We start from the raw sequence: 17,438 nt of genomic DNA, 5'->3' as shown, positions 1-17,438 counted from the left end.
GCGGCTCCGGGCCGGGTCAGGCCGGGGCGAGGCCGGACTCGGCGGCGCTCTCCTCGTCGTCGGCGTCCTCGTCGTCGAAGACGGAGCTCACGTCGAAGCGGTGCAGCACGTCCTGCGGATCGGTCTGCCCGAAGGGCGAGTTGAGCCAGTCCCCCGGTTCCGCGGCCTCCTCCAGGGCGGCGATCCAGAGGGTGGAGTCGCCCTCCTCCAGGCCGAACTCCTTGTAACGGGAGGCGATCTCGTCGGGCTCGTACTCCCCGAAGAGCACCCCGAGCGCTCCGGCGGTGCCGCCGTCGTCGAGGAGTTCGGCGTCCCGGTCGTGCGCGGCGACCCGTTCGGCCTGGGCGATCAGCCGCGCCGGTTCGACGACGGCGTAGTCGCGGCGGATGAGCACGCTGAACGCGGAGGGTTCGGCGGGGCCGGTGTACGGGGCGCCGGTCTCGGGCGTGGGGATCTCGAAGGGGGTGACCTCGTCGTAGCGGTCGTAGAGGAGTTCGTCGTACTCCTCGGCCGCGGCGGCGAGTTCGTTGAAGGCGGCGTAGACGGCCGGGTCCTCGTCCCCGATCCTGCTCTCGACCGCGGCGAGGTGACGGTCGAGTGCGGCCTTGACCGCCTCGGCGGCGGCGCGTACCTCGGCAACAGTGGGCAGAGCGGCATCAGACATAGTGCAGACGCTATCCGTAGCGGGCCGGTGCCCGCACAATAGATGCGATGCCGGAATACGAATTCGTCGACGTGTACGTGCCCCGCGGGACGCCCCGCAAGGAGGCCACCCGCCTGCTGACCGATCATGCGGAATACGGAAATTGGGAGCTGGACCGGCTGACCCTGTACCGGGACGGCAGCCGCCGGGCGCGGCTGCGCCGCCGGATCATCCGCCAGATCCGCGCGACCTGGTGACGCGGGCCCCGGCAGCGGGGCCCGCGTCGTGAGGGGCCGTCAGGCGGCGTTGCGGGCGCGCCGGTAGAGCACCGCGCCGGCCAGCAGCAGCCCGCCGGCGAGCGGCACGCCGGCCGTCAGGGCGTCACCGGCACCGGTGGCGGCGAGGCCGGACGGCTGGCCGCCGGACGGCTGGCCGCCGGGGTTGCCGGGGGTCTGGGCTCCCGGCGTGCCCGGGGTCTGGCCGCCCGGGTTGCCGGGGGTCTGACCGCCGGGGTTGCCCGGGGTGTGACCGCCCGGATTGCCGGGGGTCTGACCGCCCGGGTTGCCCGGGGTCTGACCGCCCGGGTTGCCCGGGGTCTGACCGCCGGGGTTACCGGGCGTCTGCCCACCCGGGTTGCCCGGGGTGTGACCGCCGGGGTTACCGGGCGTCTGGCCACCGGGGTTCCCCGGGGTGTGACCGCCCGGGGTACCCGGATTGCCCGGGTTGCCGGGGTGGCCGGGGGTACCCGGGTTCCCAGGATGGCCCGGGGTGCCGGGGTTCCCGGGGTGGCCCGGGGTGCCGGGGTTCCCAGGATGGCCCGGGGTGCCGGGGTTCCCGGGGTGGCCCGGGGTGCCGGGGTGGTCGTCGCACGGCTCGTCGTGCCCGCCGCCCGGGTGGCCGGGCTGCCCCGGGTGGCCGGGGTTCCCGGGGTGGCCGGGGTTCCCGGGGTGGCCCGGGTGCTGCGGCTTGCCGGGCCCGTTCGCGCAGCGGTTGCCGAAGGCCGGGTTCAGGCCCCCCACCACCGTCACCGTGTTGCCGCACACGTTCACCGGCGCGTCCACCGGCGCCTGCACGTTGTTCCCGGACAGCACGCCCGGAGAGTTCGAGGCGTGCCCCGACGCCCCCGAGGCCGCCTGGGCCTGACCGCCGGCGAACGCGAGGACACCCCCCGCGGCCGCCATCGTGATCAGCGTCTTCCTCGTGACCTGAACCGGTCGTCGCATCTGTACTCGTCCCCTGGTGTGTACGTTCCGTCCGGCGCGCGGACCGTACGGGCTCCCCCGCCCGCCGCGCCGGAGCATGAGCTTCCGGGCCGTAAAAGCCCGGCGGCCCCGGAGCGCTGGATTGCGCTCCGGGGCCAGAACTTCAGAAGCGTCAGGCGTTGACGCAGGTGTTGCCGAAGGCCGGGTTCAGCAGGCCGATCACGTTCACGGTGTTGCCGCAGACGTTGACCGGGATGTGGACCGGGACCTGGACGACGTTGCCGGACAGGACACCGGGCGAGCCGATGGCCGCACCCTGCGCACCCGCGTCGGCGGCGGCCATGCCCGCACCCGCGAGAACCAGACCACCGGTGGCAGCCGCAGCGGCGACAACCTTCTTGAGCATTGTTCCTCCTAGTAGGCAAGTGCGGTCCCAGCCGCGGACCGCACCACCTGTAACGAGGAGGGATCACCGGGGCTACGAGCGTATGAGCGCATTCACTCTTCTCAGTGGAATCCGCACACCTTCCCGATTCCCCGGCGTTATGGGGCGACGCGCACGCCTCAGGCGTTGTCGATGAACCGGTCCAGGACCCGGACGCCGAACTTCAGCCCGTCCACCGGCACCCGCTCGTCCACGCCGTGGAACATGCCGGCGAAGTCCAGGTCCGGCGGCAGCTGGAGCGGCGCGAAGCCGAAGCAGCGGATGCCGAGGTCGTCGAAGGACTTGGCGTCCGTGCCGCCGGAGAGCATGTACGGGACCGCCCGCGCGATCGGGTCCTCGGCCCGCAGGGCGCCCTGCATGGCGTCCACGAGCCGCCCGTCGAAGTCCGTCTCCAGGGCCTTGTCCGCGTGGACGTCCTCGCGCTTCACGCGGGGGCCGAGGATCCGGTCGAGGTCGGCGAAGAACTCGTCCTCGTAGCCGGGCAGGAAGCGCCCGTCCACGTGGGCCGTGGCCTGGCCGGGGATGACGTTGACCTTGTAGCCCGCGCCGAGCATCGTCGGGGCGGCCGAGTTGCGCAGCGTCGCGCCGACCATCTTGGCGATGCCGCCGAGCTTGGCGAGCGTGGCGTCCATGTCGTCGGGGTCGAGCGGGGTTCCGAGGGCGTCCGAGAGTTCGTCGAGGAAGTGTCGAACGGTCTTCGTGACGCGCACCGGCCACTGGTGGCGGCCGAGGCGTCCGACGGCCTCGCACAGCTCGGTGATGGCGTTGTCGTTGTTGGTCATGGAGCCGTGGCCGGCGGTGCCGTCGACCGTGAGGCGCATCCAGTGCATGCCCTTCTGGGCGGTCTCCACGAGGTACAGCCGCAGGTTCTCGTTCACCGTGAAGGAGAAGCCGCCGACCTCGCCGATGGCCTCGGTGACGCCCTCGAAGAGCCCGGGGTGCTTGTCCACGAGGTGCCGGGCGCCGTAGGTGCCGCCCGCCTCCTCGTCCGCGAGGAAGGCCAGCACGATGTCGCGCGGGGGCTTGCGGCCGCTGCGCATGCGGTCGCGCACGACGGCCAGCGTCATCGCGTCCATGTCCTTCATGTCGACCGCGCCGCGGCCCCAGACGCAGCCGTCGGCGATCTCGCCCGAGAAGGGGCCGTAGGTCCAGTCGGCGGCGTTGGCCGGGACGACGTCGGTGTGCCCGTGGATCAGCAGGGCCGGCCGCGAGGGGTCCTCGCCCTCGATGCGGGCCACGGTCGACGCGCGCCCCTTGTGCGACTCGAAGATCTGCGGCTCCAGCCCGACCTCGGCGAGCTTCTCGGCGACCCACTCGGCCGCCTTGCGCTCACCGGGGCCCGAGTGGTCGCCGTAGTTGCTGGTGTCGATCCGGATGAGGTCCCGGCAGAGGTCGACGACCTCGTCCTCGCCGGAGACGGCCTTCCCCGCGCCCGATGCGCTCACGCTGTTCCTCCCACTGATCAGTACCGGCTGCTCCCCCCATCCTCGCGCTCCGGGCCGCTGCGCCCAAGGGCGTTCCGAGCCCAGCCGGGGGGTGTGATCGGGGGGCTCCGGCGTTTGGTAATGTTTTCCACGTCGCAACGGCCCGCGAGGGACGTGAGGCGCACACCCTGTCCGGGTGGCGGAATGGCAGACGCGCTAGCTTGAGGTGCTAGTGCCCTTTATCGGGCGTGGGGGTTCAAGTCCCCCCTCGGACACAAACAGAAGGACCCCGCTCCGGCGGGGTCCTTCTTCGTTCCCCGGCAGCACGTCTGCGGGCCGGAGAGGGCGTGGACCAGCCACCCCGGAATGTTTGGTAATGTTTTCCACGTCGCAACGGGCCGCGAGGAACGTGAGGCGCACACCCTGTCCGGGTGGCGGAATGGCAGACGCGCTAGCTTGAGGTGCTAGTGCCCTTTATCGGGCGTGGGGGTTCAAGTCCCCCCTCGGACACAAACAGAAGGACCCCGCTCCGGCGGGGTCCTTCTTCGTTCCCCGGCAGCACTTCTCTCCGGGAAACGGAAGAGGCCCCCGGGCCGGGACGTCGGGTCCCGGCCCGGGGGCCTCTCGCGTACGGGTGGGCCGGTCAGTCCTCGGCGTTGGCGGACGCGATCTCGGCCACGCGGCGGCGGACCAGGAACCAGCCGCCGACGAGGGCGGCGGCGATCGCCGGGAGGAACATGACCGTGGTGCGGCCGACGCCGCCGTCGCTCCACATCAGGACCAGAACCGCGACCAGGAAGACCAGGGTCACGATCTGGGTGTAGGGGGCCCAGGGCAGGCGGTAGGACGGGCGCTCGACCAGGCCGTCCTTCGAGCGGCGCCAGAAGAACAGCGAACAGAGCATGACCATGGCCCAGGTGCCGAGGATGCCGATGGAGGCCAGGTTGAGGACGATCTCGAAGGCCTCGCCGGGCATCCAGTAGTTCAGGCCGACGCCCGCGACGCCGAAGGCGGCGGTGAAGAGCACGCCGCCGTAGGGGACCTTGCCCTTGTTCATGACGCCGGTGAACTTGGGGGCGGAGCCGGACATGGCCATCGAGCGCAGGATGCGGCCGGTGGAGTAGAGGCCGGAGTTCAGGCTGGACAGGGCGGCGGTCAGGACGACCAGGTTCATGATGCCGGCGGCGCCGGGGACGCCGAGCTTGTCGAAGACGGTGACGAAGGGGCTCTGGTCGGCCGAGTACGCGGTGTACGGGAGCAGCAGGGCCAGCAGGACCACGGAGCCGACGTAGAAGAGGCCCACGCGCCACATGATCGAGTTGATCGCCTTCGGCATGATCTTCTCGGGGTTCTCGGTCTCGCCCGCGGCGACGCCGCAGAGCTCGACGGAGGCGTACGCGAAGACCACGCCCTGGACCACCAGGAGCATCGGCAGGACGCCGGAGGGGAAGATGCCGCCGTGGTCGGTGATGTTGGCCAGGCCCGGGGTGTTGCCGCCGATGTCGTGGCTGGTGGCGACGAGGTAGATGCCCACGATCAGGAAGACCACCAGGGCGGCGACCTTGACCAGGGAGAACCAGAACTCCATCTCGCCGAAGTACTTCACCGAGATCAGGTTCGCGGTGAGGACGACGGCCAGGGCGATGAAGGCGAGGACCCACTGCGGGACGTCGGTGAACATCGACCAGAAGTGCGCGTAGGTCGCGGCGGCGGTGATGTCGGCCACCGTGGTGGTGGACCAGTTGAGGAAGTACAGCCAGCCGGCCGTGTAGGCGCCCTTCTCCCCCATGAACTCGCGCGCGTACGAGACGAAGGCGCCGGAGGACGGGCGGTAGAGGACGAGCTCGCCGAGGGCCCGGACCACGAAGAAGGCGAAGACGCCGCAGACGGCGTAGGCGATGGCCAGGGAGGGGCCGGCGCCGGCGAGGCGGCCTCCGGCGCCGAGGAAGAGGCCGGTGCCTATCGCCCCGCCGATGGCGATCATGTTGATGTGGCGGGACTTGAGGTCCTTGCTGTAGCCCTCGTCACCGGCGTCGACGGGACGGCGGGACGGCTCGGCGGGGGCCTCGGCCAAGGTGCGATCACTCATGTGGGACTTCGCCTTCGTGGTTCGGTCAGGCAGGTCCGGCGGCCGCGCGCGGGGGAGCTGGGTGGTGTCCCCCGTATCGCGGTACCGGTGATTTTGTCGCCATAGGAGACCACGTGCCTCCGCAACCCGCCAAAATCGGCCACCGAACCCGGAAGCCCCCGGCGACCATGGAAACGGTCTCCGGGGGCTTCCCAGGGGTACGAATACGAGGACTGCGGGCCGTCAGGCGCCCGGTGCGGAGTCCGCGGCCTGGTCGAGGCGGAAGGCCTCGTTGCCCAGGCCGATGCGGGCGTGGGCCTCGGGGCGGCGGGACTTCAGCAGCAGGCCGTGCGCCAGTCCGCCCAGGGCGGCGACGGCGATGATCGCGGGCAGGGCCCAGCTCAGCGCGGAGCCCTGCTCGGCACCGACCAGGACGGCGAAGTCCTTGACGGTGTAGACGACGATGCCGACGAGGGCGAGACCGGCCAGGCCGGCGGCGACCAGCCGCCAGATCTGGGCGCCGGCGGTGCCGCGGCGGACGAAGAAGGCGATGACGGCGAAGGAGGCCGCGGCCATCAGGGCGGTGACCCCGAGGGCGCCGACGCTGCCCATCCAGGTGAACAGGTGCAGGACGGGGGCGGTGGGGTCGCCGGTGGGGGCGGAGTCGGTGACGGCGAAGACGAGGACGACCACGGCGGCGACGACGGTCTGCAGGAGCGAGCCGGTGGCGGGGGCGCCGGTGCCCGGGTTGGTGCGGCCGAAGCGGGCCGGGAGCAGGCCCTCGCGGCCCATCGCGAAGGCGTAGCGGGCGACGACGTTGTGGAAGCTGAGCATGGCCGCGAACATGCCGGTCACGAAGAGGACGTGCAGGACGTCGGTGAAGGCCGCGCCGAGGCGGCTCTGGGTGAGTTCGAAGAGCAGGCCGGGTCCGGCCTCGGCGGAGGCCTTGACGATGCCGGCGGGGCCGGTGGCGACCGAGAGGGCCCAGGCGCTGAGGGCGAAGAAGAGGGCGACGAAGCCGATGGCGAGGAACATGACGCGGGAGACGACGATGTGCGGCTTGCTGGTCTCCTCGGCGTAGACCGGGGACTGCTCGAAGCCGACGAAGGCGGCGATGCAGAAGCACAGTGCGGTGCCGAGGCCGGCGCCGCCGAGGGTGGAGGGGTCGAAGGCGTCCAGGGAGAGGCCCTCGGGGCCGGGCTTGCCGAGGGCGGCGGCGTCGAAGACGACGACGAGGGCGCACTCGATGAGGAGCAGGACGCCGAGCACCTTGGCGTTCAGGTCGATCTTGAGCCAGCCGAGGGCGCCGGTGGCGGCGACGGCGATCAGGGCCGGGATCCACCAGGCGACCTGGGTGTCGAGGTAGGTGGCGAAGAGGCCGGATATCTCGAAGCCGAGGATGCCGTAGACGCCGACCTGCATGGCGCTGTACGCGACGAGGGCGACGAGGGAGGCGGAGGCGCCGGCGGTGGGCCCGAGGCCGCGGGCGATGTAGGCGTAGAAGGCGCCGGCGTTGTGGACGTGGCGGCTCATCTCGGCGTAGCCGATGCCGAACAGGGCGAGGACGACGCCGAGGATGACGAAGAGCAGCGGCTGGCCGACGATGCCCATGACCCCGAAGATCGTGGGCATGACACCTGCGACGACCATCAGGGGCGCGCTGGCGGCGAGGACGGAGAGCAGCAGTCCGGCGGTGCCGAGGCGGTCGGCGCGCAGGGCCCGGTCCTGGCCCTTGTACGTGCGTATCTCGGCCTCGGAGTCGGCTGGGAGCGTGGTGGATCTGCCCGTCGGCATGGCAGGGTCCTTTCGGGGGTGGCTGGTCAAGCGGTGCCGAGCGCGGCACTGCGCGCGGCGAGGAAGGCCTTGTGCGGATCGCGGTCCGGGTAGGACCAGGGGGCGCGGGTGGCATGGCTGCCGATGCGGTGGAAGAGGGCGGCCGCCTCGGCGGGGCGGCCTTCGCAGAGCTTCGCGTGGGCGAGGAAGTTGAGGTCGACCCGGTTGCGGGGGTGGTCCTCGCGCTCCCACTCCAGCCACCAGTCGAAGGCGGAGCGCAGCACCTGGCGGGCGCGGCGGCCGGTCCAGTGCTCGGCGGCGGCCCCGGCGGCGGTGCCCCGGGCGGTGGCGAGGACGCGGAAGCGCTCGGCGTGGGCGATCACGGGCAGTACGGCGAGCGGGGAGTCGGCCGGGGACTCCTCGGCGGCCCAGGAGGCGAAGTCGTACACCTCGTGGAGGGGGTCGTGGCCGGAGGCGGGGGCGCGTTCGGCGAGTCTGGCGACCATGAGGTGGTGGGCGTGGTGGTGCTCGCGGTGGCGGGCCCGGACCTGGTCGAAGTGGCGGCTGAACTCCTCCTCGGTGCCGAAGGCGCGGGCGAGCATGAGGAGGCCGAGCCAGGGGGTGGGGTCGGCGGGGAGCAGTGCGGCGGCGCGGCGGCAGGCCTCGTCGGCGGCCTCGGGGCTGCCCTTGCCGCGCAGGGCGGTGAAGACGGCGGCGCAGGCGAGGAGGGTGGCGGCGTCGGCGCTGTCGGGTTCGGCGAGCAGCCATTCGCGGGCCCAGGCGGTGGCGGCCGGGGTCTCGGCGAGGACGACGAGGCGGTGGCCGCGGCGGTCCCAGTCGTCGCCGGTGGCGACGAGGAGGGTGCGGGCCTTGGCCCAGCGGCCCTGGGTGAACTGGCTCCGGACGCCGACGAGCTCGGAGTCGCACAGGGCGGGGTCGAAGAGCTGGGCGTCCCGCTTGCGGGCGCGGCCGAGGGGCGGCGGCGGAGGCGGGGACATCCGCGGGTTCCCTCCAGGACGCGGGCGCGGGTGGACTGCGTGCGCGGGTGCGCGCACGGGGGCACGGGTGGGGCGGTTGGTTCGGTGGTACGCGTGAGGTGCCGGCGGCGCGGCTTGATCGTGCCGGTGGTCAGTCCGGATGATCACGCACAGCAAACCGGTAGGCACAGCTCCGCGTCAAGGTCCGGTCCACTGGGTGGCGCGTTTCAACTGGTGAGCAGAAGGGGTGAGTTGGGACGCAAGTGACGGTTCGAAATGCGGGTGTGAGCTGGGACGGCGGTTCGTAGGGTGGGCGGATGACGAGCTTTGACGATCTGCGCCCCTTCGAGATGGGCTTCCCCGGCGAACTGCGCGACACTCTGACCGCCGCCGTCCTGAGCGGCGCCAAGACCACGACGACGGGCCTGCTCAAGGGGTACGAGACCGAGGGCGAGCCGGTGCCCCGGGCGGGCGAGCGCGTGGTGCTGGTCGACTCCGACGAGCAGCCCCTGGTCGTCCTGGAGATCACGGACGTCCGGGTGCTGCGGCTGGCCGAGGTCGACCTGCGCCACGCGCTGGACGAGGGTGAGGGTTTCGCCTCGGTGGCCGAATGGCGTTCGGCGCACGAGGGCTTCTGGCACAGCGAGCAGCTGCGCGAGTGGCTGGGCGATCCGGACTTCACCGTCGACGACGACACCCTCGTGGTCGCGGAGCGCTTCCGGATCGTCCGGGAAGCTGCCTGACGGAGGTCATGGCCAGGGCGTTGGCCGGGGCCCGGCCAGGGCCCCGGCCGACCGGTCCGCCCGGGCCTACCCGACGGCCCGTGCCGCCGCGCGGCCCGCGGCACGGCCCGAGAAGACGCAGCCGCCCAGGAAGGTGCCCTCCAGCGCGCGGTAGCCGTGGACGCCCCCGCCGCCGAAGCCGGCGGCCTCACCGGCCGCGTAGACCCCGGGCAGGGGGTCGCCGGAGGAGGTCAGGACGCGGGAGGCCAGGTCGGTCTCCAGGCCGCCCAGGGACTTGCGGGTCAGGATCGAGAGCCGGACCGCGATCAGCGGCCCCGCGGCGGGGTCGAGGATGCGGTGCGGGGCGGCGGTGCGGATCAGCCTGTCGCCGAGGTACCTGCGCGCCCCGTGGATGGCCGTCACCTGGAGGTCCTTGGTGAAGGGGTTGGCGATCTCCCGGTCGCGGGCGGTGATCTCGCGGCGGACGGCGTCCTCGTCGAGGAGGTCCTCCTTGGTGAGCTCGTTCATCCGGCGGACCATCGCCGACAGGTCCCGCTCGACGATGAAGTCCGCGCCGTGGTCCATGAAGGCCCTGACCGGTCCGGGGACGGCCTGCCGGGCCCGGTTGATCACCTCGCGGACGGACTTCCCCGTCAGGTCGGGGTTCTGCTCGGAGCCGGAGAGGCCGAACTCCTTGCCGATGATGCGCTGGTTGAGCACGAACCAGGTGTGGTCGTGGCCGGTCCGCATGATGTGGTCGAGGGTGCCGAGGGTGTCGAATCCGGGGAAGAGCGGTACGGGCAGCCGCTTGCCGGTGGCGTCGAGCCACAGCGAGGAGGGGCCGGGCAGGATGCGGATGCCGTGCCGGGCCCAGATGGGGTTCCAGTTCTCGATGCCCTCGGTGTAGTGCCACATCCGGTCCTTGTTGATGTGGCTGGCCCCGGCGGCCTCGGTGATGCCCAGCATCAGGCCGTCCACGTGCGCGGGGACCCCGGAGAGCATCCGCGCGGGCGGGGTGCCGAGCCGCTGCGGCCACTGGGCGCGCACGAGGTCGTGGTTGCCGCCGATCCCGCCGCTGGTCACGATGACCGCCTGGGCCCGCAGGCTGAACGCGCCGACCGCCTCGCGGCTGCTGGCGGTGCCGCGTACGGCGTCCGAGGGGGCCAGGACCTCGCCGGTGACGGTGTCCACGGCTCCGGCGGTGGCCGACAGCCCGGTGACCCGGTGGCGGAAGGCGAACCGGACGAGGCCGCGGGCCGCCCCGGCGCGGACCTTGCGGACGAAGGGCTCCAGCAGGCCGGGGCCGGTGCCCCAGGTGATGTGGAAGCGGGGCACGGAGTTGCCGGGGCCGCCCGCGTCGTAGCCGCCGCGTTCGGCCCAGCCGACCACCGGGAAGAAGCGCACCCCGCGGGAGTGCAGCCAGGACCGCTTCTCGCCGGCCGCGAAGTCCACGTACGCCTCTGCCCAGCGGCGCGGCCAGGCGTCCTCGTCCCGGTCGAACCCGGCGGTGCCGAGCCAGTCCTGGAGGGCGAGCTCGCGGCTGTCCTTGATCCGCATGCGGCGCTGCTCGGGCGAGTCCACGAAGAACAGTCCGCCGAAGGACCAGTGCGCCTGGCCGCCGATGGACTGCTCCGGCTCCTGGTCGAGGAGGATCACCCTGCGGCCCGCGTCGACCAGCTCCGCGGTGGCCACGAGGCCCGCGAGACCCGCTCCGATCACGATCACGTCAGCGTCGTACGTCATGCCTGCCGGTCCTCCGGTCGCTCGGTGGTGGGGCAGATCCTTGGCTACGGAGCGGTAACCAGTCAACAGCGGTGGTTGGATGGGGCCATGGATCCCGCTGACGAGGTACTGGACGTGGTGGACCGGGACGACCGGGTCGTCGGGCGGGCGCCCCGGGGCGAGGTGTACCGCCGGGGGCTGCTCCACCGGTGCGTGTTCGTCCTGGCCAGGGACGCGCTGGGGCGGGTGTTCGTGCACCGCCGGACAGCGTCGAAGCTGGTCTTCCCCTCGTACTACGACATGTTCGTGGGCGGGGTGCTGGGCGCCGGGGAGGAGTACGCGGACGCCGCGCTGCGGGAGGCCGGGGAGGAGCTCGGGGTGAGCGGGCTGCCGCGGCCGGAGCCGCTGTTCAAGTTCCTCTACGAGGGTCCGGGCGGCGGCTGGTGGTCGTACGTGCACGAGGTGCGGTGCACCCTGCCGGTGGCCCCGCAGGCCTCGGAGGTGGACTGGCACACCTGGCTGCCGCAGGAGGAGCTGGACCGGCGGGTCGCGGACGGGGACTGGGCGTGGGTGCCGGACGGGCTGGAGGCCTACCGGCGGCTGCGCGCCTTCCGGGAGGGCGGGGCCGTTCCCGGGGGCGGGGTCCCGGGCGGGACCCAGCCCGCGCCGGGTTCGTGACGGGGACGTAAATTGGCCATGTGATCGACTTCGTCAAGGACGTGCGCCTCTGGTTCGCACCGGAGCGGGTGCGGGACGAGGGCGAGACGCCGGACTACCGCTTCTCCCTCGCCAACGAGCGGACCTTCCTCGCCTGGATCCGGACCGCGCTGGCGCTGGTGGGCGGCGGGTTCGCGGTGGACCAGTTCCTGCCGGACCTGCGGTGGGGGGTGCGGGTCGGAATGGCCTTCGCGCTGCTGGCGGTGGGCGCGGCGTGCGCGCTGCGGGCCGTGAACCACTGGGTGCGGTGCGAGCGGGCCATGCGGCGCGGCGAGGACCTGCCGGTGTCGCGGTTCCCGGTGGTGCTGAGCCTGGGCGTGGGGCTGGTGGCGGCGGCGATGGTGGTGGTCGTGCTGCTGGGCTGGACGGCCGGACGGTGACCCGGCCCGGTACGGCGGCCCGTGACGCGGGGCTCCAGCCCGAGCGGACGCGGCTGGCGTGGCGGCGTACGACGCTGGCCTGCTCGGTGACGGCGGTGCTGGCGCTGCGGCAGGCCCTGCACGGGACGGGCTCGCGGGTCGAGGTGGCCGGGACGGCGGTGATCGCGCTGATCTGGGTGGCCTTCCTGCGGGTGGCGCACCGGCGGGTGCGGGAGCTGGCCGGGGCCCGGCCGCCGGGGCTCTCGCCCCGTGTGGCGCTGGGGGCGGTGCTGTGCACGGTGGGCCTGGCGGTGTTCGCGATGGCGGTCATCGTCTGAGCCGGTGGTCGGACGGTCCGATGGTCCCGATACTGCCACGCCACATGGACAGAACGGGCGATCCGGGACGTTCCGCACTAGCCTCGGCCGCATGACGACCCTGCACCAGGAACACCCCACGCACGCCCACGAGCACGGCCCCGGCTGCGGGCACACGGCGGTCGAGCACGGTGACCACCTGGACTACGCGCACGACGGCCACCTGCACCGGCAGCACTCGGGGCACTGGGACGAGTGCGAGACCACCGGGCACGCCCCGCACGAGGAGCACGCCCACGAGCACGGCGACGGCTGCGGGCACGACGCGGTCCCGCACGGCGACCACCTCGACTACCTCCACGACGGGCACCGGCACGCCCGGCACGACGGCCACTACGACGACCACTGACGGCTCCCGGCCACCCCCGCTCTCCCCGGACCGGACCCCGGCTGACAGGATGCTGACCGCCTGTCACAGCGACCCGGGGAGAGCGCCCATGACCGTCGAAGAGCCGTACGTCGTCCAGCCCGCGGCCGGGGTGTACGCCTACGTCCAGCCCGACGGGGGCTGGTGCCTGAACAACGCCGGCTGGATCAGCGACGGCGGGCGCACCCTGCTCGTCGACACCGCCGCCACCGAGCGGCGCGCACTGGCCCTGCGCGATGCCCTCGCGGCGTCCGGGGCGCCGCTGCCCCGGACCGTGGTCAACACCCACCACCACGGCGACCACACCTACGGCAACGCCGTCTTCGCCCCCGGGGCCGTGATCGTCGGCCACGACAACGCGCGCGCCGAGCAGCTCGCCGCCGGGCACCAGCTGGAGCTGATCTGGCCCGCGACCGACTTCGGGGCGATAGAGATCACCGCGCCCGACCTCACGTACGGCGACCGGCTGACGCTGCACGTCGGGGACACCGAGGTGCGGGTGATCCACCCGGGGACGGCCCACACCACCGGGGACTCGGTCGTGTGGCTGCCCCGGCAGCGGGTGGTGTTCACCGGCGACCTGGTCTTCGCCGGCGGCACGCCGTTCCTGGCGATGGGCTCCCTCGCCGGTTCGCTGCGCGCGCTGGAACTGCTGCGCTCGCTGGGCGCGGAGACCGTCGTACCGGGCCACGGACCGCTGACCGACGCCTCGGCGTACGACGCGACCGAGCGCTACCTGCGGTACGTGGCCGAGCTGGCCGAGGAGGGCCGGGAGAAGGGCCTCACCCCGCTGGAGGTGGCCCGCGGGGCGGACCTGGGCGAGTTCGCGGCCTGGCGGGAGAGCGAGCGGCTGGTGGCGAACCTGCACCGGGCGTACGCGGAACTGGCCGGGGAGCCGGAGGGGGCGCCGCTGGACATCATGGCGGTGCTGCGGGACATGACGGTGATGAACGGCGGGACACCGATCCTGTGCCACGCGTGAGCTGAGGGAGAGCGGGGACCGGCCGGAGGGAATTCTTTCGGCCACTCCTCCGGTGACTCCTATGGACGGCATACCGACTGGTCGGCATGATGGCTCCCGGAACGGGAATCCCCGTCGTCGACTTCGCACGGAGGCGCGCCCCATGACCCCAGCCGATCCCCGAGGCCTCGATCTGGTGAGGCTGCGCGGCCGTCTCGACGCCGCGCTGCCCGGTCTGGCGGCGGGGCCGCTGAGCGGCCGGCTCATCGAGGGGGGCAGGTCGAACCTGACGTACGCGGTCACCGACGGCACCTCCCGCTGGGTGGTGCGGCGCCCGCCGCTCGGGCACGTCCTGGCCACCGCGCACGACATGCGGCGCGAGCACCGGGTGATCGCGGCCCTGCACGGGACGGCGGTACCGGTGCCCGAGCCGCTGCTGCTGTGCGAGGACGAGGAGGTACTGGGGGCGCCGTTCTACGTCATGGAGCACGTGGACGGGGTCCCGTACCGGACCGCCGGGCAGCTCGCGGAACTCGGACCCGAGCGCACCCGGCGGGCGGTGCTGGGCCTGGTGGACACCCTGGTCGACCTGCACGCGGTGGACCCGGAGTCGGTGGGCCTGGGCGACTTCGGCCGGCCCGAGGGCTTCCTGGACCGGCAGCTGCGCCGCTGGGGCAAGCAGCTCGCGGCCTCCCGGGGCCGGGAGCTCCCCGGGATCGACGAACTGCACGGGGCGCTGGGGCGGGCGCTGCCCCGCTCCCCCGCGCCGACCGTGGTGCACGGGGACTTCCGGCTGGACAACGTCCTGATCGGCGGCCCGGACGACAGGATCCGGGCGGTCCTGGACTGGGAGATGTCCACCCTGGGCGATCCGCTGACCGACCTCGGCCTGCTGGTGATGTACAGCTCCGACCTGGGGCTCGCCGATTCCCCGGTCAGCACGACGAGCGGGGCGCCCGGCCATCCGGCGCCCGCCGAGCTGGTCGAGCGGTACGCCGCCCGCTCGGGCCGGGACACCGGGTCGATCGCCTGGTACACGGCCTTCGCCTGGTTCAAGCTCGCCGTGATCCTCGAAGGCATCCACTACCGGTACACGCTCGGTCAGACGGTCGGCGCGGGCTTCGACCGGATCGGCGAGCTGGTGCCGGTCTTCATCGAGCACGGACTGACCACCCTCCAGGAAGGCTGAGGAGCCGCACGGCATGGACTTCGCATTCGACACCCGGACCGAGGAACTCCGCGGGCGGCTGCTCGCGTTCATGGAGGAGTACGTCTACCCGGCGGAAGCCCTCGCCGCCGAGCAGCGCGCACGGCTGGCCTCGCCCTGGGACACCCCGGCCGTCTTCGGTGAACTGAAGGCCGAGGCGCGCCGCCAGGGCCTGTGGAACCTCTTCCTTCCCGATGCCGAGCACGGCGCCGGGCTGACCAACCTCCAGTACGCGCCGCTCGCCGAGATCACCGGCCGCAGCCCGCACCTGGCGCCGATGGCGACCAACTGCGCGGCCCCGGACACCGGGAACATGGAGCTGCTCGCGCAGTTCGGCGACGAGGCGCAGAAGAAGCAGTGGCTGTTGCCGCTGCTGGCCGGGGAGATCCGGTCCGCCTTCGCGATGACCGAGCCCGAGGTGGCCTCCTCGGACGCGTCGAACATCGAGACGCGCATCGAGCGGGACGGCGACTCGTACGTGGTGACGGGCCGCAAGTGGTACATCTCGGGGGCGATGAACCCGGACTGCAAGGTCTTCGTCGTGATGGGCAAGACCGACCCGGACGGCGCCGATCCGCGCCGCCGGCAGTCGATGGTGCTGGTCCCGCGCGACACCCCGGGCGTGGAGGTGCGCCGGGCGATGACGGTGTACGGGTACCCGGACCACGACCACGGCGGCCACGCCGAGGTGGTCTTCGACGGGGCCCGGGTCCCGGCGGGGAACCTGATCGGCGGCGAGGGCGCCGGCTTCGCCATCGCCCAGGCCCGGCTCGGTCCGGGCCGGATCCACCACTGCATGCGGCTGATCGGGATGGCGGAGCGGGCCGTGGAGCTGATGTGCCGGCGCGCGCTGGGACGTACGGCCTTCGGGAAGGAGCTGGCCGCTCAGGGGGTCGTGCAGAACTGGATCGCGGACGCCCGGGTCACCATCGAGCAGCTGCGGCTGCTGGTGCTGAAGACGGCCTGGCTGATGGACACGGTCGGCAACCGGGGCGCGCACACCGAGATCCAGGCCATCAAGATCGCCACCCCGCGCGCGGTGGTGGGGATCCTGGACCAGGCGGTGCAGCTGCACGGCGCGGGCGGGGTCAGCCAGGACTTCCCGCTCGCCGAACTGTGGGCGGCGGCGAGGACCCTGCGGCTGGCGGACGGCCCGGACGAGGTGCACCAGCGCTCGCTGGCGCACCGCGAGCTCAAGCGGTACCGGGCCTGAGCCGCGCCCGGGCCGCACCACCGCGGGGCGGTGCGGCCGGGAGCCGGCGGGCCTGCCGGTCTGCGGGTCAGCGGGTCAGCGGGTCAGCGGGCCTGCGGGCCTGCGGGCCTGCGGGCCTGCGGGTCAGCGGGTCAGCGGGTCAGCGGGTCAGCGGGTCAGCGGGTCAGCGGGTCAGCCAGGCAGGGGGGCAGCGGGTCAGCCAGGCGGGGGTCAGCGGGTCCAGTGGGGGTCGCGTCCGGTGAAGGCCAGGAGCCTCTCCGCGCGTTTCGCCCCCTCCGTGACGGCGAGCGCGGGCGCGTACTTCCCGAACGAGTCGCGCACGAAGTCGACGATCCTCGCCGCGATGTCCTCCAGCCCGGCGGCCATCTCCTCGGTCAGCGGCAGGTCCTGCCCGGTGGCCCTGGCGATGTCCCACGCGTGGACCGCGGCGTCGAGCGCCGCGGCGGCCGTGCCCAGCCCGGCCGGCATGGGCCCCATCGGCGTGGGCACGCTCTCCGCGTCCCGCCCCGACTCCCAGGCCCGGACCGCCGCCTCCAGCACCGCCGCCAGTTCCGCGACCGGGTCCTCCGCGGTCGCGTCGGCGGGCTCGAAGGGGTCGCCCGCAGGCGCGGATCCGGTGATCTGCATGACCAGCGCCTGCTGGTCCAGCCGCGCGTGGTTCAGCACCTGGGCCACCGTCCACTCCGAACAGGGCGTGGGGTCCCCCCAGGCCCCGGCGGGGACACCGCGCACCGCGGTGAGCAGGTAGTCGTGCGCGTCCGCGAGCAGCTTGAAACCGTCGACGGTCATCCGTCGCCCTCCCGTAGTTCCGAACCGGATCGAACCGTCACGATAGATCACGCGCCCGCGGGATCCCGCGGGGCCGCCGAGCGGCCGGACGCCGCCGCGATGACCTCGTCCAGCACCTCCCGGGAGCGCAGGAGGTCGCCGATCATGCCGTCGATCCGGTCCCGCTCGCCCGCCAGTTCGGCCACCAGGGCCGGGGTGGCGCGCGCCGAGGGGCCGCCGTCCTCGTCGCGCATGCAGGGCAGGATCTGCCTGATCCTGGAGCTGTTCAGACCGGCCGCGTAGAGCTCCTGGATGCGGATGACCCGGTCGACGGCCCGCTCGGGGAAGTCCCGGTGGCCGCCGGGCGTCCGGTCGGACACCAGCAGGCCCTGCTGCTCGTAGTAGCGCAGCGAACGCTCACCGACCCCGGTGCGCTTCGCCAGTTCACCGATCCGCACGGCCACCTCCCGGGCCCCCGCCCTCGAATCCGTAC

At 72.9% G+C, this 17,438-nt stretch carries 19 protein-coding genes and 2 tRNA genes; 11 read left to right on the top strand and 10 right to left on the bottom strand.

The window, feature by feature from the left end; genetic code table 11:
- Positions 1 to 16: 16 nt before the first annotated feature.
- Positions 17 to 664 carry a hypothetical protein gene (locus OG553_RS26990; protein WP_405981457.1) on the bottom strand — a complete coding sequence of 216 codons (648 nt, stop codon included), beginning with the start codon at positions 662 to 664 and terminating at the stop codon, positions 17 to 19.
- A 47-nt stretch (positions 665 to 711) separates the two neighbouring features.
- Here OG553_RS26990 and OG553_RS26985 point away from each other — a divergent pair, with 47 nt between their 5' ends.
- Positions 712 to 900 carry a DUF5703 family protein gene (locus OG553_RS26985; RefSeq protein WP_405981456.1) on the top strand — a complete coding sequence of 63 codons (189 nt, stop codon included), beginning with the start codon at positions 712 to 714 and terminating at the stop codon, positions 898 to 900.
- 39 nt (positions 901 to 939) lie between these two features.
- On the opposite strand, the gene OG553_RS26980 is transcribed toward OG553_RS26985, so the two are convergent.
- The 3 genes from OG553_RS26980 to OG553_RS26970 form a co-directional block, all read right to left on the bottom strand.
- A complete protein-coding gene (locus OG553_RS26980; protein ID WP_405981455.1) occupies positions 940 to 1,866 on the bottom strand; it encodes a chaplin family protein in 927 nt (308 codons plus the stop codon).
- Between the two features lie 151 nt (positions 1,867 to 2,017).
- On the bottom strand, positions 2,018 to 2,251 hold the full coding sequence (gene chpH, locus OG553_RS26975; protein WP_405981454.1) for a chaplin ChpH: 234 nt from the start codon (positions 2,249 to 2,251) through the stop codon (positions 2,018 to 2,020).
- Positions 2,252 to 2,409: 158 nt separating this feature from the next.
- The gene (locus OG553_RS26970; protein ID WP_405981453.1) at positions 2,410 to 3,735 is read right to left on the bottom strand and encodes a M20/M25/M40 family metallo-hydrolase; all 1,326 of its coding nucleotides are present in this window, start codon (positions 3,733 to 3,735) and stop codon (positions 2,410 to 2,412) included.
- Positions 3,736 to 3,904: 169 nt separating this feature from the next.
- Between OG553_RS26970 and OG553_RS26965 the strand changes: the two genes are divergently transcribed.
- Both OG553_RS26965 and OG553_RS26960 read left to right on the top strand, forming a co-directional pair.
- A tRNA-Leu gene (locus OG553_RS26965) sits at positions 3,905 to 3,989 on the top strand.
- A 150-nt stretch (positions 3,990 to 4,139) separates the two neighbouring features.
- Positions 4,140 to 4,224: transfer RNA gene (locus OG553_RS26960), tRNA-Leu, on the top strand.
- Between the two features lie 133 nt (positions 4,225 to 4,357).
- Here OG553_RS26960 and OG553_RS26955 read toward each other — a convergent pair.
- From OG553_RS26955 to OG553_RS26945, 3 genes are all read right to left on the bottom strand, one after another.
- The gene (locus OG553_RS26955) at positions 4,358 to 5,803 is read right to left on the bottom strand and encodes an amino acid permease (protein ID WP_405981452.1); all 1,446 of its coding nucleotides are present in this window, start codon (positions 5,801 to 5,803) and stop codon (positions 4,358 to 4,360) included.
- Between the two features lie 222 nt (positions 5,804 to 6,025).
- Positions 6,026 to 7,576: an APC family permease gene (locus OG553_RS26950; RefSeq protein WP_405981451.1), complete on the bottom strand. Its 1,551-nt coding sequence runs from the start codon at positions 7,574 to 7,576 to the stop codon at positions 6,026 to 6,028.
- A 26-nt stretch (positions 7,577 to 7,602) separates the two neighbouring features.
- Positions 7,603 to 8,553, bottom strand: coding sequence for a hypothetical protein (locus tag OG553_RS26945; RefSeq protein WP_405981450.1), 951 nt, complete (start codon positions 8,551 to 8,553; stop codon positions 7,603 to 7,605).
- 296 nt (positions 8,554 to 8,849) lie between these two features.
- On the opposite strand from OG553_RS26945, the gene OG553_RS26940 reads away from it, so the two are divergent.
- Positions 8,850 to 9,275 (top strand): ASCH domain-containing protein, encoded by a 426-nt coding sequence (locus OG553_RS26940; protein WP_007263215.1) that lies wholly within the window; start codon positions 8,850 to 8,852, stop codon positions 9,273 to 9,275.
- Positions 9,276 to 9,341: 66 nt separating this feature from the next.
- Here the strand turns inward: OG553_RS26940 and OG553_RS26935 are convergent, their stop codons facing one another.
- Positions 9,342 to 10,997 (bottom strand): FAD-binding dehydrogenase, encoded by a 1,656-nt coding sequence (locus OG553_RS26935; RefSeq protein WP_405981449.1) that lies wholly within the window; start codon positions 10,995 to 10,997, stop codon positions 9,342 to 9,344.
- 87 nt (positions 10,998 to 11,084) lie between these two features.
- On the opposite strand from OG553_RS26935, the gene OG553_RS26930 reads away from it, so the two are divergent.
- The 7 genes from OG553_RS26930 to OG553_RS26900 all read left to right on the top strand — a co-directional run bounded on the left by OG553_RS26930 (position 11,085) and on the right by OG553_RS26900 (position 16,177).
- Positions 11,085 to 11,654 carry an NUDIX hydrolase gene (locus OG553_RS26930; RefSeq protein ID WP_405981448.1) on the top strand — a complete coding sequence of 190 codons (570 nt, stop codon included), beginning with the start codon at positions 11,085 to 11,087 and terminating at the stop codon, positions 11,652 to 11,654.
- 20 nt (positions 11,655 to 11,674) lie between these two features.
- Positions 11,675 to 12,073, top strand: a complete 399-nt coding sequence (locus tag OG553_RS26925; protein WP_007263218.1) for a YidH family protein — start codon at positions 11,675 to 11,677, stop codon at positions 12,071 to 12,073.
- A complete protein-coding gene (locus tag OG553_RS26920; RefSeq protein WP_405981447.1) occupies positions 12,070 to 12,390 on the top strand; it encodes a DUF202 domain-containing protein in 321 nt (106 codons plus the stop codon). The genes OG553_RS26925 and OG553_RS26920 overlap by 4 nt, the downstream gene beginning before the upstream one ends.
- A 91-nt stretch (positions 12,391 to 12,481) precedes the next feature.
- Positions 12,482 to 12,778: a hypothetical protein gene (locus tag OG553_RS26915; RefSeq protein ID WP_405981446.1), complete on the top strand. Its 297-nt coding sequence runs from the start codon at positions 12,482 to 12,484 to the stop codon at positions 12,776 to 12,778.
- Positions 12,779 to 12,866: 88 nt separating this feature from the next.
- Entirely contained in the window at positions 12,867 to 13,778 is a 912-nt protein-coding gene (locus tag OG553_RS26910; RefSeq protein ID WP_405981445.1) for an MBL fold metallo-hydrolase, read from the top strand.
- A gap of 142 nt (positions 13,779 to 13,920) precedes the next feature.
- Positions 13,921 to 14,946 carry a phosphotransferase family protein gene (locus tag OG553_RS26905; RefSeq protein ID WP_405981444.1) on the top strand — a complete coding sequence of 342 codons (1,026 nt, stop codon included), beginning with the start codon at positions 13,921 to 13,923 and terminating at the stop codon, positions 14,944 to 14,946.
- A gap of 13 nt (positions 14,947 to 14,959) precedes the next feature.
- Positions 14,960 to 16,177, top strand: coding sequence for an acyl-CoA dehydrogenase family protein (locus OG553_RS26900; RefSeq protein WP_405981443.1), 1,218 nt, complete (start codon positions 14,960 to 14,962; stop codon positions 16,175 to 16,177).
- A gap of 210 nt (positions 16,178 to 16,387) precedes the next feature.
- On the opposite strand, the gene OG553_RS26895 is transcribed toward OG553_RS26900, so the two are convergent.
- Both OG553_RS26895 and OG553_RS26890 read right to left on the bottom strand, forming a co-directional pair.
- Entirely contained in the window at positions 16,388 to 16,966 is a 579-nt protein-coding gene (locus OG553_RS26895) for a TIGR03086 family metal-binding protein (RefSeq protein ID WP_405981442.1), read from the bottom strand.
- A 47-nt stretch (positions 16,967 to 17,013) separates the two neighbouring features.
- Complete coding sequence (locus OG553_RS26890) at positions 17,014 to 17,403, bottom strand: MerR family transcriptional regulator (RefSeq protein ID WP_405981441.1); 390 nt, start codon at positions 17,401 to 17,403, stop codon at positions 17,014 to 17,016.
- Between the last annotated feature and the right edge of the window lie 35 nt (positions 17,404 to 17,438).

It is taken from the genome of Streptomyces sp. NBC_00158, from assembly GCF_045160885.1.
GTDB lineage: Bacteria > Actinomycetota > Actinomycetes > Streptomycetales > Streptomycetaceae > Streptomyces.
Note: the sequence above shows the minus strand (reverse complement) of the source record. Positions and strands in the feature narration are given on the sequence as shown.

Bases quoted from the DNA above. Each gene is read 5' to 3' on its own strand.
- OG553_RS26990 (WP_405981457.1), bottom strand. From the start codon at position 664: ATGTCTGATGCCGCTCTGCCCACTGTTGCCGAGGTACGCGCCGCCGCC.
- OG553_RS26985 (WP_405981456.1), top strand. From the start codon at position 712: ATGCCGGAATACGAATTCGTCGACGTGTACGTGCCCCGCGGGACGCCC.
- OG553_RS26980 (WP_405981455.1), bottom strand. From the start codon at position 1,866: ATGCGACGACCGGTTCAGGTCACGAGGAAGACGCTGATCACGATGGCG.
- chpH (WP_405981454.1), bottom strand. From the start codon at position 2,251: ATGCTCAAGAAGGTTGTCGCCGCTGCGGCTGCCACCGGTGGTCTGGTT.
- OG553_RS26955 (WP_405981452.1), bottom strand. From the start codon at position 5,803: ATGAGTGATCGCACCTTGGCCGAGGCCCCCGCCGAGCCGTCCCGCCGT.
- OG553_RS26950 (WP_405981451.1), bottom strand. From the start codon at position 7,576: ATGCCGACGGGCAGATCCACCACGCTCCCAGCCGACTCCGAGGCCGAG.
- OG553_RS26945 (WP_405981450.1), bottom strand. From the start codon at position 8,553: ATGTCCCCGCCTCCGCCGCCGCCCCTCGGCCGCGCCCGCAAGCGGGAC.
- OG553_RS26940 (WP_007263215.1), top strand. From the start codon at position 8,850: ATGACGAGCTTTGACGATCTGCGCCCCTTCGAGATGGGCTTCCCCGGC.
- OG553_RS26935 (WP_405981449.1), bottom strand. From the start codon at position 10,997: ATGACGTACGACGCTGACGTGATCGTGATCGGAGCGGGTCTCGCGGGC.
- OG553_RS26930 (WP_405981448.1), top strand. From the start codon at position 11,085: ATGGATCCCGCTGACGAGGTACTGGACGTGGTGGACCGGGACGACCGG.
- OG553_RS26915 (WP_405981446.1), top strand. From the start codon at position 12,482: ATGACGACCCTGCACCAGGAACACCCCACGCACGCCCACGAGCACGGC.
- OG553_RS26910 (WP_405981445.1), top strand. From the start codon at position 12,867: ATGACCGTCGAAGAGCCGTACGTCGTCCAGCCCGCGGCCGGGGTGTAC.
- OG553_RS26905 (WP_405981444.1), top strand. From the start codon at position 13,921: ATGACCCCAGCCGATCCCCGAGGCCTCGATCTGGTGAGGCTGCGCGGC.
- OG553_RS26900 (WP_405981443.1), top strand. From the start codon at position 14,960: ATGGACTTCGCATTCGACACCCGGACCGAGGAACTCCGCGGGCGGCTG.
- OG553_RS26895 (WP_405981442.1), bottom strand. From the start codon at position 16,966: ATGACCGTCGACGGTTTCAAGCTGCTCGCGGACGCGCACGACTACCTG.